At 74.5% G+C, this 15,545-nt stretch carries 14 protein-coding genes; 6 read left to right on the top strand and 8 right to left on the bottom strand.

What is annotated here, in order from left to right; genetic code table 11:
* Window positions 1–16: 16 nt before the first annotated feature.
* Window positions 17–1,480, bottom strand: coding sequence for a xanthine dehydrogenase small subunit (locus ACFY7E_RS18180; protein WP_389485960.1), 1,464 nt, complete (start codon window positions 1,478–1,480; stop codon window positions 17–19).
* Window positions 1,481–2,065: 585 nt separating this feature from the next.
* Between ACFY7E_RS18180 and ACFY7E_RS18175 the strand changes: the two genes are divergently transcribed.
* Genes ACFY7E_RS18175 through ACFY7E_RS18165 form a run of 3 tightly spaced genes read left to right on the top strand, consistent with a single transcriptional unit; the run spans window position 2,066 to window position 5,615 of the window.
* A complete protein-coding gene (locus ACFY7E_RS18175; protein ID WP_389485958.1) occupies window positions 2,066–3,493 on the top strand; it encodes a uracil-xanthine permease family protein in 1,428 nt (475 codons plus the stop codon).
* The gene (locus ACFY7E_RS18170) at window positions 3,490–4,908 is read left to right on the top strand and encodes an amidohydrolase family protein (RefSeq protein ID WP_389485956.1); all 1,419 of its coding nucleotides are present in this window, start codon (window positions 3,490–3,492) and stop codon (window positions 4,906–4,908) included. Before ACFY7E_RS18175 ends, ACFY7E_RS18170 begins: the two co-directional genes overlap by 4 nt.
* Entirely contained in the window at window positions 4,905–5,615 is a 711-nt protein-coding gene (locus tag ACFY7E_RS18165) for a TSUP family transporter (RefSeq protein ID WP_389485954.1), read from the top strand. The genes ACFY7E_RS18170 and ACFY7E_RS18165 overlap by 4 nt, the downstream gene beginning before the upstream one ends.
* Here the strand turns inward: ACFY7E_RS18165 and ACFY7E_RS18160 are convergent.
* From ACFY7E_RS18160 to ACFY7E_RS18135, 6 genes are all read right to left on the bottom strand, one after another.
* Window positions 5,599–6,639, bottom strand: a complete 1,041-nt coding sequence (locus ACFY7E_RS18160; protein ID WP_389485952.1) for a substrate-binding domain-containing protein — start codon at window positions 6,637–6,639, stop codon at window positions 5,599–5,601. The genes ACFY7E_RS18165 and ACFY7E_RS18160 overlap by 17 nt on opposite strands.
* 92 nt (window positions 6,640–6,731) lie before the next feature.
* A complete protein-coding gene (locus ACFY7E_RS18155) occupies window positions 6,732–7,046 on the bottom strand; it encodes a hypothetical protein (RefSeq protein ID WP_389485950.1) in 315 nt (104 codons plus the stop codon).
* The gene (locus tag ACFY7E_RS18150; protein WP_389485948.1) at window positions 7,036–7,668 is read right to left on the bottom strand and encodes an RNA polymerase sigma factor; all 633 of its coding nucleotides are present in this window, start codon (window positions 7,666–7,668) and stop codon (window positions 7,036–7,038) included. Before ACFY7E_RS18150 ends, ACFY7E_RS18155 begins: the two co-directional genes overlap by 11 nt.
* A 241-nt stretch (window positions 7,669–7,909) precedes the next feature.
* The gene (locus tag ACFY7E_RS18145) at window positions 7,910–8,482 is read right to left on the bottom strand and encodes an antibiotic biosynthesis monooxygenase (protein WP_383441800.1); all 573 of its coding nucleotides are present in this window, start codon (window positions 8,480–8,482) and stop codon (window positions 7,910–7,912) included.
* Between the two features lie 61 nt (window positions 8,483–8,543).
* Window positions 8,544–9,425: a diacylglycerol/lipid kinase family protein gene (locus tag ACFY7E_RS18140; RefSeq protein ID WP_389485945.1), complete on the bottom strand. Its 882-nt coding sequence runs from the start codon at window positions 9,423–9,425 to the stop codon at window positions 8,544–8,546.
* 66 nt (window positions 9,426–9,491) lie between these two features.
* Window positions 9,492–11,087 (bottom strand): FAD-binding oxidoreductase, encoded by a 1,596-nt coding sequence (locus ACFY7E_RS18135; protein ID WP_389485943.1) that lies wholly within the window; start codon window positions 11,085–11,087, stop codon window positions 9,492–9,494.
* Window positions 11,088–11,161: 74 nt separating this feature from the next.
* Between ACFY7E_RS18135 and ACFY7E_RS18130 the strand changes: the two genes are divergently transcribed.
* The 3 genes from ACFY7E_RS18130 (at window position 11,162) to ACFY7E_RS18120 (ending at window position 14,235) form a co-directional block, all read left to right on the top strand.
* Window positions 11,162–11,800 carry a TetR/AcrR family transcriptional regulator gene (locus ACFY7E_RS18130; protein ID WP_389485941.1) on the top strand — a complete coding sequence of 213 codons (639 nt, stop codon included), beginning with the start codon at window positions 11,162–11,164 and terminating at the stop codon, window positions 11,798–11,800.
* A complete protein-coding gene (locus ACFY7E_RS18125; RefSeq protein ID WP_389485939.1) occupies window positions 11,797–13,356 on the top strand; it encodes a glycerol-3-phosphate dehydrogenase/oxidase in 1,560 nt (519 codons plus the stop codon). The genes ACFY7E_RS18130 and ACFY7E_RS18125 overlap by 4 nt, the downstream gene beginning before the upstream one ends.
* A gap of 150 nt (window positions 13,357–13,506) precedes the next feature.
* Window positions 13,507–14,235: a hypothetical protein gene (locus tag ACFY7E_RS18120; RefSeq protein WP_389485937.1), complete on the top strand. Its 729-nt coding sequence runs from the start codon at window positions 13,507–13,509 to the stop codon at window positions 14,233–14,235.
* 73 nt (window positions 14,236–14,308) lie between these two features.
* Here the strand turns inward: ACFY7E_RS18120 and ACFY7E_RS18115 are convergent, their stop codons facing one another.
* On the bottom strand, window positions 14,309–15,436 hold the full coding sequence (locus ACFY7E_RS18115) for an NADH:flavin oxidoreductase (protein WP_389485935.1): 1,128 nt from the start codon (window positions 15,434–15,436) through the stop codon (window positions 14,309–14,311).
* Between the last annotated feature and the right edge of the window lie 109 nt (window positions 15,437–15,545).

The raw sequence follows: 15,545 nt of genomic DNA, 5'->3' as shown, positions 1-15,545 counted from the left end.
CGTACGGACGACTGGCTCATGACGACACCGTCCCGGTGGTTCGCACGTACAGCTTCCTCAGGCTCTGGCCGAGCATCTCGGCGCGGTAGGCGGCGCTGGCCCGGTGGTCGTCCATGGGGGTGCCCTGGGCCCGCAGCACCCGGGCCGCCGCCTCGACGGTCTCGGCGGTCCACGGCTCGCCCTCCAGGGCCGCCTCGGTGGCGAGGGCTCGGATCGGGGTGGCCGCCACGCCGCCCAGGCCGATGCGCGCCTTGCGGACCGTCCCGTCCTCGATGTCGAGCGCGAAGGCGACCGCCACGCTGGAGATGTCGTCGAAGCGCCGCTTGGCGATCTTCTGGAAGGAGGCCACCGGCGACAGGGGCAGCGGGACGCGCACCGCGCGGATCAGCTCGCCGGGGCGGCGCACGCTCTGCCGGTAGCCGGTGAAGTAGTCCGCCAGCGGGACCTCGCGCTGTCCGTCGGCGTCGGCGAGCACCAGCGACGCCTCGAGCGCGAGGAGGACCGGCGGGCTGTCCCCGATGGGGGATCCGGTGCCCAGGTTGCCGCCGAGGGTCGCGCCGTTGCGGATGAGCCGGGACGCGAACTGCGGGAAGAGTTCGGCGAGGAGGGGCACTTCGCCGTCGAGGCGGCGTTCGATCTCGGTGAGCGTCAGCGCCGCCCCGATCTCGATGTGGTCGGGCGCGATCCGCAGCTCGCGCAGTTCGGGCAGCCGGTCGACGGCGACGACGCAATCCGCCCTCCGGGAACGGATGTTGACCTCCACGCCCCAGTCGGTGGAGCCGGCGATCACCACCGCGTCGGGGCGCTCGCGCAGCAGCCGCAGCGTTTCGTCCAGGGTGTCCTTCCGCAGGAACGCGCCGTCGCCCCGGGTGTACTCGGTGGCCGCCGGTTCCGGCGGGGACTGCCTCCGGCGCCGGGCCAGGGGGTCCGCCTCGGTGGGCGTGCCGACGGCGAACGCGGCGTCGCGGATGGGGCGGTAGCCGGTACAGCGGCACAGGTTGCCGCTCAGCGCGTGCAGGTCGAAGCCGTTCGGCCCGTGTTCGGGGTCGGTGCGGCCGACCGGGTCCGCGTGCGCCCGGCGGTCGGGCCGGTAGTACTCGGCGGCCATGCTGCAGACGAATCCCGGTGTGCAGTAGCCGCACTGGGAGCCGCCGCGGACCGCCATCTCCTCCTGCACGGGGTGCAGGACGGCCGGGGTGCCGGCTTCGCCCGGGGTGGCGAGTCCCTCCGAGGTGACGACCTCCTGGCCGTCGAGGGCCGCGACCGGGAGCAGGCAGGCGTTGACGGCCACCCAGTCGGTGGGCTCGTGTGTTCCGGGGCGGGCGACCAGGACCGCGCAGGCTCCGCACTCGCCCTCGGCGCAGCCCTCCTTGGTGCCGGTGAGGCCGCGCTCGCGCAGGAAGTCCAGCACCGTGGTGTGGGGGGCGGCCGGCGAGATCGGTGCTTCGTCTCCGTTGACCGTGATCCGCGCCGCCGTCACGACAGGCCTGCGTTTCGGCGCGCGGTCGACCGGTTCTTCGTGTTCGTCAATTTTCAGGCAGCTTTCTGGATTCGGACGCGCCGCGCGAAAGGAGCGGGCGCAGGAAGGCATGCGTCAGCGGGGTGCTGGGGAAAGGAGGCGGGGGTTTGCGGGCCCCGCGATGTGCCGTGGAAGAGGGCGGGGAACTGCGGGACCCGCGATGTGCCGTGGACGGGCACAGGAGAGAGGGCGCGTTCAGCAGCCGTGCGCGATTTGGCCCGGGGCCCAGGCGGTGCGCTCGGTGGGGCGACCGAGGTCGGAGGGGGTGGACATCCGCCGGTCGCCTCCTTCCGGGAGCTGTGGGACGACGTTGACGGCAAGGTAGTGGCCGGTGCCGTGCAGGTCAAGGGGACAACCGCCACGTCACGGGAGGTGCGCCGTCTTCGCGACCTCGCCGGACCTGTTCGCCCTCGTGCCCTTGACGCCCCTCGGCGGCGTCTCCATACTGACGGCCAAATCGATTTGGCCAAATCGATTTGGCCCTCCGTTCGGGGCCGGATCACGGCTGATGTCCGAGCACGCCCCACGCCCGAATGGAGCTCGCACGTGTCCAGTCACCGACCGCCCGCAGCCGATACGGCACAACCACCGGCGCCGGAGCCCGCCCCGTCCGGCGCCGCGCACGACGGCACTCCGAAGCCCGCCGTCCACCCCGTCGACGAGTCCCGCCCCCTCGGCCGGATCGTCCTCTTCGGGATCCAGCACGTCCTCGTCATGGCCGCCACCCCCATCTCGGCGATCTTCCTGATGAGCGCCACCCTCCGGCTCGACCCCGGACTGACCGTCGACCTCCTCTCCGCCGCGTTCGTGCTCTCCGGCGTCGGGTCACTGATCCAGTCGCTGGGACCGTGGAAGTTCGGCCCCCGGCTGCCGTTCGTGATGCTGCCGGGCGGCGCGCCGCTCATCCTGTTCCTCGCCATCGCCGAGCAGCACGGTCTGCGGACCGCCACCGGCGCGGTCGTCCTCACGGCCGCGTTCTCCTTCGTCGTCCTGCCGCTCTTCTCGCGGCTGCTGAAGTTCTTCCCGGCCCTGGTCATCGGCACCATGATCGTCATCGTCGGCGTCAACCTGGTGAAGGTCGGCGCGGTCCTCCTCACCGGTCGGCCCGGCGAACCGGGGTTCGCGGACACGACGAACCTCGCGCTCGGCATGGCGACGATCGGGTTCACCGTCGTCTTCTACCTGGTGTTCACCGGCGTACTGCGGCAGCTCGCCGTCATGCTCGGGCTGGTCGCCGGCACCGTGACGGCCGGTCTCCTCGGCCGCTTCGACCTCGGCGGCGTCGCCGGGGGCGGCCTGATCAGCCTGCCACAGCCGATGCCGTTCGGTTCACCGCAGTTCAGCCTGGTCGCCGCGCTGCCGCTGATGCTCTACAGCCTCGCCTCCATGGCGGAGGCCACCGGCCAGACCGTCATCAACGCCGAGGCCGTCGGCAAGCGGATCGACCCGCGCACCGACGTCCCCCGGACCGTCCGCGGTGACGCGCTGACCTCCCTCTTCGGCGGCTTCTTCGGACTGCCCCTGATGGTGACCAGCGGCGAGAACATCGGGATCGTCCGCGTCACCGGCGTCCGCAGCCGCTTCGTCACGGCCGCCGCCGGCGTGGTCCTCGTCGTCATCGGATTCCTCACGCCGGTGACCCGCGCCATCAGCGTCGTCCCGTCCGCCGTGGTCGGCGGCACGGCCATGGTCGTCTTCGGCGTGATCACCGTGCTCGGCATCCAGATGCTCGGCCGTTCCGACCTGGACGGGCACACCAGCACGTTCGTCTGCGCCGTCGCCCTGGCGCTGGGTCTGCTGCCGATCCTCGTGCCCGGCGTGTACGGCGGCTTCCCGCCGAACGTCCGCATCCTCCTCGAAAGCGGCGTCGCCGTCGGCGCGTTCGTCGCCGCCGTGCTCAACGTCCTGTTCCACCACGTCAGACCGCGCTTCGGCGCCCGTCCGACCACCCCGCGCGCCGGAGGCGACCGATGAACGAGCCCACCCGTGAACTCCTGGCCTCCCCCGGCCCGCTCCTCCTCGTGCCCGACACCGTCCTCCTGCCGGAAGGACCCGTCGGCGGCCACGCGGTCGTCGTCGCCGACGGCTCCTTCCGGGCCGTCGGGCCCGCCGGGGAACTGGCCCGTACGCACCCCCGGCTCCACGCCGTACCGCTGCCCGGCCACCTCCTGATGCCCGGCTTCGTCGACGCCCACCACCATCTGACCCAGAGCTTCGGCTCCGCGCTCGCCTTCGGGGAGCCGTCGGAGATATTCCGCAGGGTGTGGGTTCCGCTGGAAGGGGCGCTGGACGAGGAATCGGCCTACGTCGCGGCGAAACTGGCGGCTCTGGAGGCCCTGCGGGGCGGTTTCACCACCGTCGCCGACGCCGGCACCCGCGCCTCCGTCGACACCGGCGTCGTCGCGTCGGCCGCCCGGGACGCCGGGATCCGCTGCGTGCTCGGACTCGTCTGCAACGACGTCCAGGACGGCTCCCCCGGCGGCGACGGGGACGCCCCGCGCGCCTCCGCCGTCCTCGAAAGCGCCGAGAAGCACCTCGCCCGGTACGACGGCGACCCGCTGATCCGTCCCTCACTCGCCGTCTCCATCCCCGAGGCCGCCACCTCCACGACCCTGCACGGCACCGCACGCCTCGCCGCGGAGGCCGGGGCCACCGTGCAGATCCACGTCAACGAGCATCTGGCCGCCGTCGAACGCTCCCTCGTACGGCACGGACTGCGCCCGCTCGAACACCTGCACGAGATCGGTGCGCTGGGCCCGCAGCTGCTCGCCGCCCACGCCACCCTGGTCACCCCCCGCGAACTGTCCCTCCTGGCCGACACCGGGACCGCCGTCAGCTACAACCCGGTCGCCAGCGCCTGGAAGGGCAACGCCGTCGCCCCGGCCACCGCCATGGCCGAGCGCGGCATCCGCTTCGGGCTCGGCACCGACGGCACCCGCGGCGACGGATTCCGGCTCGCGGACGCGGCCGAGTTCGCCCAGCGGATCGCCTACGGGCTGACCACCGGGGACTCGTCGTGCGGCGCCGGCTGGACCTGGCTCGAACACGCCACCGCCGGCGGTGCCGACGCGGTCGGCCTCGGCGCGCGCACCGGCGCCGTCGCCGAGGGCCTGGCCGCCGACTTCCTCCTCGTCGACGTCACCAATCCCGAGCTCGCGCTCTCCTGGGACGTGCCGTGGGAGCTGGTGCGCCGGGGCAACCGGGACCAGATCACCGCCGTGTTCGTCGCCGGGCGCATGCGGCTGTGGCGCGGCGGGCCCGTCGGCTGGGACGGCCCGGCACTCGTGCGGCAGGCGGCCGAACTGTCCCGCGCCGCCGTCGAAAGGGCTCCCATCACCCGCGTACACCCCACGTCCACGGTGGCACGGCGGCGGAGCGTGGCACGGTGAGCACGCAAGCGTTCGCGGTCCTCGCCGTCGCGGTGGCCGTCGCCTCGTTCGTCCAGGGCAGCAGCGGGCTGGGCTTCGCCCTGATCGTCGCGCCCGTCGCCGGGATCCTCGACCCCGGTCTGCTCCCGGTGTTCCTCCTGGCCGCCATGATCCCGCTCAACCTGTACGTCGCCTGGCGCGAACGGACCTCGATCGACCTGCGCGGCGCGGGCTGGATCACCGGGGCACGGCTGGCCGCCACCCCGGCCGGGCTCGCGCTGCTCTGGGTGATCCCGGACCGCGACATCGGCCTGTTCGTGGGCATCGCCACCGTGCTGGCCGCGGTCGTGAGCCTCGCCGCACCCGCCTTCACGCCCGGCCGGCCGGCCTACATCGGCGCGGGCGCGGTGACCGGGCTCACGGAGACCGCGACCGGCGTCGGCGGGCCCCCGCTCGCGCTCGTCTACCAGCACCGCCCGCCGGCGGAGCTGCGCTCGACCGTCGCGGTCTGCTTCCTCGTCGGGGAGATGGCGTCGCTGGTCCTGCTGTTCGCGACGGGCGAGGGGCGTCTCGCGGACCTGGGGCCGGCGGTGGCGATGCTGCCGGTGATCGCCGCGGGCGCATGGCTGAGCCGACTGGTGCACCACCGGCTGAACGCGCGCAGGACACGGCTGTTCGTGCTCGTCTTCGCCCTGGTCTCCGGGCTCGTGCTCATGCTCGGGCCGTGACCCGCAGCGACGACGCGCGCGGAACGACCCGCGGTTCGGGCGCCGTCGCCACGGTGACGGCGTCCTCGCCGCGCAGCCGGCCGAGCAGCAGCTCCACCGCGTCGGCCGCCGCACGGTCCAGGTGGAGGTCCACGGCGGTCAGCGGCGGTTCGCAGGTCCGGGCGCGCAGTCCGTCGTACCGGGTGGCGACCATGACGTCGTCCGGCACGGATCGCCCGCTGTCCCGGATCGCCCGCACCGCGCCCACCGCGAAGGCGTCCACCAGCGCGCAGACCGCGTCGGTCCCGGGGTGTGCGGCGAGCAGGGCGGCGCAGCACTCGTAGCCGGCCTGTTCACCGCCCGCCTCCGGCGCGCTCGCCACGACGGGCGGCCAGCCGAACCGCCCGGCGGCCCGCTCGTACGCCGCGAGCGCGTCGACCGACGAGTGCCGCGAGCCCGAGCCGACGATCAGCGCGGGCCGCTCGGCGCCCTGTTCGCGCAGGTGCGTGAGGAGCAGTTCGGCGACGAGCCCGCCGCGCAGGTCGACGTACGGCGACGTGTCGTCCGGCGACACCGGCCGGCCGAGCGACACGTAGGGCAGGCCCCGCTCCCTCAGCTGCGCCGCCGCCGGGTCGTTCACGTCCGGCTCGACGACGATGGCCCCGTCGATGTCGACGGAGTACAGCGCGGATCCCGACTGGGCGGGCGGGACGAGCACCAGCGCGTAGTCGTGCAGCAGGGCGCTCTCCGCGGCGGCGGCGGCGATCTGCATGTAGAACCCGAGCCTCGACGGCCCGCCGGCCACCGCGAACGGCATCGAGGAGGCGAGCGCGATGGCCTTCGCCTCTCCCCTGCGCAGCCGCTGGGCCCGCAGGTTGGGCCGGTAGCCGAGGTCGGCGGCGGTCTGCTTGATGCGCTCCCTCGTCCTCGGGTCGACCTTGCCGATCCCGTTGAGCGCGTGGGAGACCGTCGTGCGTGACACCCCGGCGACCCGCGCGACGTCGGCGATCGTCGGGGGCCGCGAGCCGGGACCGGGGGTTCGCATCGACGGGCACTCCTTGCGGGCTGGGGACGGGCACCCCCATCTTCGCCGACCGGGCTCCCCGGGACACCACCCCGGCGGGGGCCCGGGCCCCGTCAGGTGCGTCGCAGTGCGCAGCTCCCCTCGGTGCAGGAGCGGCGCAACCGCCCGGCCGAGACGGTCTCCACGAGGCCGACGGCCCAGCACACCGGGCAGCCGCGCAGGGCGACCAGGCCGATCGGGGCGAGCAGCAGGCTCGCGGGGCCGACGGCCGGCAGCAGGGCCAGTGATCCGGCGAGCGCGCCGAACCCGACCGCGCCGCGGGCCAGGTGGCGCGGGACGGTGGCACTGGAGAAACCACCGCGCCCCGGCACGCCGTCACCGGCGGGAGCGCCGGACGGGGCGGTGCTCGTCGTGGGTTCAGGTGTCACCGTCGTCTCCTTCCGTACGTGCCGGGTCCTCGCGCAGCGCCTCGCGTACCGCCGAACGGGCCCGGTGCAGGCGGGACTTCATCGCGGCGGTGCTCAGTCCGAGGCTGTGCGCGACGGTACGGCCGGGCAGGCCCCGGACGTCCCGCATGACCAGCACCTGCCGCTGGTCGGCGGGCAGGGCGGCGATCGCGGCGGCGACGCGTTCGGCCTCCAGGCGCAGCAGGACGTCCTCCTCGGCGGACCGCGCGGTGCCGCCGGACGCGCGCTCCCCGTCCGGCGGCTCGTGACGGTCCGGGTCGTCGCGGCGCCCGGGTCCTCCGGGGCCCGGGGCGGCCGGGTCGTGGGAGAGCAGGGCGCGGGTGCGGCGCAGACACTCGTTGCGGACGATGCGGAACATCCAGGACGCCAGCGCCCCGGAGGCCCGCAGCATGCCGATCTTGCGGTAGAGGATGATCAGGGCCTCCTGCGCGGCGTCCTCGGCGTCCTGGGGCGTGGCGCACAGCGTGCGCGCGAACCGGTGCACGTGCGGGTACGAGCCGTGCACCAGGCCGGTGAGCGCCTCCGCGTCGCCGCGCCGCGCCGCCGCGACCAGGGTCTCGCCGGGCCAGGTGTGGTCAGCCACGCCGACGCCTCCGGCGGTGCAGCACCGTGACGGTGCACGCGCACAGCAGCAGCGCGGCGGCCGCGGCGATGACGACGGTGGTCATGGGGTCCTCCCGGTGGGTCGCGGGGCGGACCGGATCGTCCGCCCCTTCATAGGAGCCGGGGAGGGCACGAAAGGATTCACCCCGTGCCGCGACGCGTCGTGTCGGCTCCCCCGTCGGCCCGGCGTCACGGCCCGGCGTCACGGTTCGTGGGCGGTGCTACGGGGTGAGCCAGCCGCGCAGGAGCCTGCTGACGGCCGGCATCGCCACGTACGTCATGAGCACGTTGAAGACGCAGGCCGTGACGGCGCTGCTGAGGAGGAGGGGCAGCGCGGTCAGGTGGGGCAGGAGGAAGAGGCCGCCGAGGACGGTGATCGGGTAGACGGCGAGGGTCGCGCCGATCGCCATCTTCCACCGGGGCGGCGCGGGACGGGTGGAGCCCGGTTCGGCGAACCAGGTCTCCATGCCGGTGAGGGTCCGCCGGGCGATCTCGGTGTGGTGGTGCCCGTCGCAGTCCGCGAACCAGGCCGCGCGTTCGGGCGACTCCTGCCAGGTCCGGCACGCCCCGGCGTCCCGGAAGCGGTGGACCAGGAACCAGGGGGCGTCGCCGCCGGAGGAACGGAAGAATCCGTACCCGAGGTGCCCGGGGAAGGCGGCGGCGGTGTCGAGGATGCCCTGCGCCCACCGCTCGAAGGCGGCCTCGTGGCCGGGGTCGACCCGGCGGGCTATCAGGAGGGTGACCTCGCCGGTGTCGGCGGGGACGGTGGCGTGCTCGAGACTGACGGCGGTCAAGACGGACTCCTCGTGATCTCGCCGCGCCCCCCGGTACTGTACGCGCCCGCCCCGGGGGAGGTCAGGCCAGGACGCGGAGGGACTTCGGCCGCACCCGGGCCGTCACCGGCAGGACCGAGTCGACCTCGCCGTCGGTGCCGTAGGGAAGCGGCCGGTCCGCCTCGATGCGGATCTCCCTCCCCCGCAGGATCTCCACCTGGGGGCGTCGTACGTGCGCGCCGGTCTTCAGCTCGTTCATCACCGCGAAGAAGTGCCGCTTCGAGGTGTCGTGGATGACGACGACGTCCAGGAGACCGTCGTCGAGCCGGGCGCCGGGGGCGATGTTCCTGCCGAAGCCGTAGAAGCCGGAGTTCGCGGCCACGACCGTGTAGCCGGTGCGCTCGTGCGCGACCCCGTCGACGGTGACGCGGTAGGTCGCGGGTTTCCAGGCGAGGACGGCCCGCAGGCCGCCCGCGTAGTACGACGCCGCTCCGCGCAGGAGTCGTGACGCGTTCGCGTGGCGGTTGGCGATCGCGTCGATGCCCGCGTACACGCTGCCCAGGACGGAGGTCCGCGCGTGTGCGGCGGACTCCACCTCGATCGTGTCCACCGGGCGCGGCTCGCCGTGGAGCAGTGTCCGCGCGAGTTCCCGGGTGTCGGCGGGCAGGCCGAGCGCGCGGGCGAAGTCGTTGCCCCGGCCGGCGGGGACCAGGCCGAAGAGCGTGTCCGTCCCGCTGAGCGCACCGCCGACGCAGCCGGCCATTCCGTCGCCGCCGACCGCGAGCACGACGTGTCCCCGTTCGCCCGCCCGGTGGGCGAGTTCGCGTGCGTGCTCGAGGCTCCGGCTGTACACGGTGTCGAGCCGTGCGCCCTCCTGCCGCAACGACCGGGCCAGGGGGAGCAGGGCCGCCACGCCGCTGGAACCGCCTGCGGCGGGGTTGACGACGGCGGTGAACTGTCGCATGGGTCGGGCCTCCGGGCGAGAGAGAGGTGTCGGCGGGCGGGATCCGCGGACCGGCGGGATCCGGGTTCAGCGGACGGGGACGAGGACGCCGGGGCTGAGGACGCCGGACGGGTCGATCTCGGCCTTGACGGCCTGGAGGAGGCGGACGCCCAGGGGGCCGATCTCGCGGACGTACCAGTCGCGGTGGTCCGTGCCGACGCCGTGGTGGTGGCTGATCGTGCCGCCCGCCGCGAGGATCGCGTCGTTCGCGGCGCGCTTCGCGGGCGCCCAGTGGGCGACCGCGTCCTCGCCCTGCGCGGAGACGACGGTGAAGTAGAGCGAGGCGCCGTTCTCGTAGGTGTGGGAGATGTGGCACATGACCAGGGGCGGGGTGCCGGCCTCGGTCAGGGTCGTCGTGAGCGCGTCGCGCACTCCGGCGTACAGCCGGGGCAGCGCGGACCAGAACGCCGCGGTCTCCAGGGTCTCGGCGAAGGCGCCGGCGTCGAGCAGCGCGTCGCGCAGGTACGGCGCGTTGTAGCGGCCGTGTTCCCAGCGGTCGCCGGGTTCCTCGCCGAGGTACTCGCCGCCGGCGTCGAGCAGGACCTCGCGGGCGGCGGCGCGGCGGTTCGCGGTGTCGATCTCGGTTCCCTCGTATCCGGCGACGGCCACGCAGCCCCCGCCCGGCGGGGTGTCGGAGGCGCCGATCGCGTCCGGCTGGGCGAGCCCGACGAAGGTCTCCGTCTCGTCGGAGAGCCGCAGCACCGTGGGGCGCGGGCCGTCCTGGGCGAGCCGGCGGAGGGCCGCGGTGCCCGCCTCGAAGGAGGAGAAGCGCCAGCCCTCGTAGACGCGGCGGCGGGGCAGCGGGCGGATGCGCACGGTCACGGCCGTGATGACGCCGAGGGCGCCTTCGGAGCCGAGGACCAGCTGGCGCAGGTCGGGGCCGGCGGCCGAGCGGGGCGCGCGCCCCGTGTCGAGGGTGCCCTCGGGGGTGGCGAGGGTGAGCGCGAGGACCATCTCGTCGAAGCGGCCGTACCCGGCCGAGGCCTGGCCGCTGGAGCGGGCGGCGGCGAAACCGCCGACGGACGCCCACTCGAAGGACTGCGGGAAGTGGCCGAGGGTCCAGCCCTTGTCGTTCAGGAGCGCCTCGACCCGCGGGCCGCGCAGTCCGGGTTCGAGGGTGGCGGTGCGGGAGACCTCGTCGATCGCCACCAGCCGGTCGAGGCGGCGCAGGTCCAGGGCGACGAACGGGCGTTTCGTCTCGGGCGCCAGGCCGCCGACGACGGAGGTGCCGCCGCCGAAGGGGACGGCCGACAGGCCGTGTGCGGCGCAGGCGCGCAGGACGGCCACCACTTCGTCGTGGCCGCCAGGGAGGACGACGGCGGCCGGCACGTCGTCGGCCTCGCCCGCGCGGATGCGCAGGAGGTCGGGGGTGGACTTGCCCCGGGTGTGGCGCAGGCGGCTCTCGGCGTCGTCGCGCAGGGCGTCCCCGGCGGCGAGCGCCCCGGCGAGCGCGGCGCGCGCCTCGTCGGTCAGGGGCGAGGGCGGTACGTCGACGGCGTCGAGGGTCGCCGGTCCGCTCGGGCGCGGGGTGACGCCGAGCAGGTCGCGCAGCAGACCGGTGACCGCGTCGGGCAGGGGGGCCGCCTTGGCCGGGTCTCCCCAGCCGCTCCACAACATGTCCACTTCGAGGCGTTCCTCTCGGTCTGTTCCACGGGCGGTGCTGCCGTTCGGCCCGCGCTGGCATTACACTGTGACAGATGACGCCCATTCGTCACAACCATTCCGGTCGAACGGAACCCGACCGGTCCGATCGCCACCGCTCGGACACCGACCTCCTCCTGGACGCGGCGCGCGACTGCGTGCTCGCCGTCGGCGTGCGCAGGACGACGCTGACCGACGTCGCCCGGCGCGCGGGCGTGTCCCGGATGACGCTGTACCGCCGGTGGCCCGACGTCCGCAGCCTGGTCGGCGACCTGATGACCCGTGAGTGGATCGCCGTCGCCACGGACGCCGTGCCGGTCGGCGCGGACGGCGGGCCCGTCCGGGCGCGGCTCGTCGACGGGCTCGTCGCGGCCGCCGCGGCGCTCAGGTCCCATCCGCTCTTCCACAAGATCCTCGACGTGGACCCCGAGCTGCTGCTGCCGTACGTCCTCGACCGCAGGGGGGCCAGTCAGGAGGCCTTCCTCGGGCTCCTGGTCACCGCGCTCGGCGCGGGCCACGAGGACGGGTCCGTACGCGGGGCGCCGGTGGACCTCCAGGCCCGGTCCCTGCTGCTCGTCGTGCAGTCGTTCACGCTCTCGCTGCGCACCATGACCGAAGAGACCGATCCCGACCTGAGCGAAGCCGCCTTCCTGGGCGAGCTGCGCACCCTGCTGGAGAGGACCCTCACCCCATGACCCCCACGAACAGCCCCTCCCCGCCCGGCTCCTCGCTGAACGCGGGACGCCGTACGCGCGAACTCGCCCGGCTCGCCGACGGCGAGGAGGTCGACGTCCTCGTCGTGGGGCTCGGCGCGACCGGCGCCGGCGTCGCGCTGGACGCGGCCGCGCGCGGACTGCGCGTGGCCGCGATCGACGCCCACGACCTCGCGTTCGGGACGTCGCGGTGGAGCTCGAAGCTGATCCACGGAGGACTGCGCTACCTCGCCACCGGGCAGCTCGACGTGGCCCACGAGAGCGCCGTCGAGCGCGGGGTCCTGATGGAGCGGACGGCGCCCCACCTGGTCCGCGCCCAGCCGTTCGTCCTCCCCCTCACCCCGCTCGTCGGCCGCGCCCAGGCCGCGCTCGTGCGGGCCGGCTTCCTCGCCGGTGACGCGCTCCGGGTCTCCGCCCGCACCTCGCGCCGCACGCTGCCCGCTCCGCGCACCCTGTCCGCCGTCGAGACGCGCCACCTCGCACCCGCCCTGCGGCCCGCCGGACTGCGCGGCGGCCTGCTCTCCTGGGACGGCCGGCTCACCGACGACGCGCGCCTGGTCACCGCGATCGCCCGTACCGCGGCGGCGCACGGCGCGCGGATCCTCACCCGGGTCCGCGCGCTCGAACTCGACGGCGGCGGCGCGCGGGTCCGGGACGAGACGACCGGCGAGGAGCTGCGCGTCCGCGCCCGCGCGGTCGTCAACGCGGCCGGGGTGTGGGCGGGCGGCCTCGTCGGCGACGTCCGGCTGCGGCCCTCCCGCGGCACCCATCTGGTCCTGCGCGACCGGGACCTCGGCGGGCTCTCCGCGGGGCTGCACATCCCGATCCCCGGCGAGACCAACCGCTTCGTCCTGGTCCTCCCCCAGGGCGACGGCCGGGTGTACGTCGGACTCACCGACGAACCCGTCGACGGCGAGGTCCCCGACGTCCCGGACGTGCCCGAGACCGACATCGGCTTCCTCCTCGACGTCCTCGGCTCCGCCCTCGACGTCACCCTCCACCGGGGGGACGTCGTCGGGGCCTTCGCGGGCCTGCGCCCCCTCCTGGACACGCGCGGCGAGGGGGGCCGCACCGCCGACATCTCGCGCAGGCACGCGATCCTCCACTCCCCCGACGGCGTCGTGACCGTGGTCGGCGGCAAGCTGACGACCTACCGGGGGATGGCGCAGGACGCCCTGGACGCCGCCGTGACGGCCCGAGCCCTGGACGCCGGCCCCTGCCGCACCGCTTCGGTGCCCCTCGTGGGCGCGGCGGCGCCACGCACCCTGGCCCGTCTCGACGCCCCGTCGCACCTCGTGCGGCGCTACGGGACCGAAGCCGTCGCCGTGCACGAGATCGGCCTCGGGCGGCCGGAGCTCGCGCTGCCCGTCGTCCCCGGACATCCCGTCACGCGCGCCGAGCTGCTGTGGGCGGTCCGCCACGAGGGCGCCCTCGACATTTCCGACCTCCTCGACCGCCGTACCCGCATCGGACTCGTGGCCGAGGACCGGGCCGTGGCGGAGGCCGAGGCGGCCGGGATACTGGCGCAAGCGACCTGAGGCCGCGCCGGAGGACACGCGCCGGGGCCGCGGGGATCCCCACGAGAACGTCCCGGCCGGACCGGTCGGCGGGAAGCCGCCCGGGGCCCGTCGGCCGCCGGTCCGGCCGGGCGCCGTCCCCGGCCGGTCCGGCGGGGCAGAATACGCGGCATGGACGACTACCCACCGGTGGACCGGTATCCCGCTCCGGAGCAGTACGGACGCCTGCGCGTGGAGACCGCCGATCTCGGCCCGGCCCGTTGGCTCACCGAACGCGCCCCGGGGTACGGCGACTTCGGGACGGTGGCGGGTGTCGCCGCGCCCGGTTTCGCCGCCTACGCCAGGATTCTGCATCCGGCTTCCCTCGACGAACGGCCGGTGCGGTGGGCGGCTGTGGCCGCCGCCCGGGGGCGCGCGATGACACCCGGCACGGACTGGCACGAGCTGATCGAGATGGACCGCTTCTACCAGAACGCCTCCGAGTACGGCCTGCCCGGCGTCTGGGACGAGCATCCCGCGGAGGGTCCGACCCCGCCGGACGTCGCCCGGGCCCTGATCCCCGTCCTGGCCCGGCACACCCGGACCCCCGAGCACTGCTGGTTCGGTCTGTGGAACGGCTACGGACGGTGGGACTTCGACCGGTTCCCCTCCTTCGAGACTCCCGGGCGGGACGAAGTGCTGCTCTCCGGGACGCTGGCCGACGCCGTCTCGCCGGTGTCCCTGGACGAGTTCGCCGAGCTGCCGGACCTGTGGTGGCCGCAGGACCGCGCGTGGTGCCTGGGCGGTGACGTGGACCTGGTCAGCACCTACGTCGGCGGGTCCCCGGAACTCGTCGCCGACCTGCTGGCCGCTCCGGGTCTGGAGGCGCATCCGACGGCGCCCGGAGAGGGGGTCGGCTGAACCCCCGCCGCGAGCGGTCTCCGGCTCGACCCGGCGGCCCGGCGCCCCCGCGACGGGGACGCCGGGCCGCGCTTCAGCTCAGCGTCCTCAGCGCGGCCGCGTCGTACGGCTTCAGCTCGTCGGTCCTGCCCGCGAGGATCTTGGACGCCCACTGCGGGTCCTGGAGCAGGGCGCGGCCGACGGCGACGAGGTCGAACTCGTCGCGCTCCAGTCGGTCGAGGAGGTTGTCGAGGCTGCCGAGTTCGGCGCCCTTGCCCGCGAAGGCGTGGAGGAAGTCGCCGTCGAGGCCGACCGAGCCGACGGTGATCGTGGGCCGGCCGGTGAGCTTCTTGGTCCAGCCGGCCAGGTTCAGGTCCGAGCCCTCGAACTCCGGGATCCAGTAACGGCGGGTGGAGGCGTGGAAGGCGTCGACGCCGGCCGAGGCGAGCGGGGCCAGGATCGCCTCCAGCTCCTGCGGGGTCCCGGCGAGACGCGCGTCGTAGGCCTCCTGCTTCCACTGCGAGTAGCGGAAGATCACCGGGAAGCCGGGCGAGACGGCCGCGCGGACCGCGGCCACGATCTCGGCCGCGAACCTCGTACGGGCCACGGAGTCGCCCCCGTAGGCGTCGGTGCGGCGGTTGGTCCGCTCCCACAGGAACTGGTCGACGAGGTAGCCGTGGGCACCGTGCAGTTCGACGCCGTCGAAGCCGATGCGCTCGGCGGCCGCGGCGGCCTCGGCGAAGGCGCCGATGACGTCGTCCAGGTCGCTCCGGGTCATCGCCCGGCCCGCGCCCTCGGTGCCGTCGACGCGGATGCCGGAGGGGCCCACGGCGGGGGCGTCGGCGTAGGGCGCCTGGCCCTGCTCGCGCACCATGCCGATGTGCCACAGCTGCGGCACGATCGTGCCGCCCGCCGCGTGCACGTCCTCGGCGACCTTCGCCCATCCCGCCAGCTGCTCCTCGCCGTGGAACCTCGGTACGCGGTCGCTCTGCCCGGCCGACTCGTGGCCGACGTAGGTCCCCTCCGTGACGATCAGGCCCACGCCGGCGGCGGCGCGGCGGGCGTAGTACGACCGCACGTCCTCACCGGGGACGCCACCGGGAGAGAACATGCGGGTCATCGGCGCCATCACGATGCGGTTCGGGACGGTCAGGCCGTTCAGTGCGACGGGCCGGGACAGGATCTCGGCCGCACGGGAGGCGGGGGACGCGGTGACGGTCACGGGGACGCTCCTCATGGCTACACGGCTGCGTGACTACTGCTTGACAACCTTGATGCTTGAGAACTTCAAGCAACAGGAAGAAGGTAGACATCGATATTTGAGATGGTCA

It is taken from the genome of Streptomyces sp. NPDC012825, from assembly GCF_042900925.1.
GTDB lineage: Bacteria > Actinomycetota > Actinomycetes > Streptomycetales > Streptomycetaceae > Streptomyces.
This window is presented reverse-complemented; position numbering and strand designations above follow the sequence as displayed.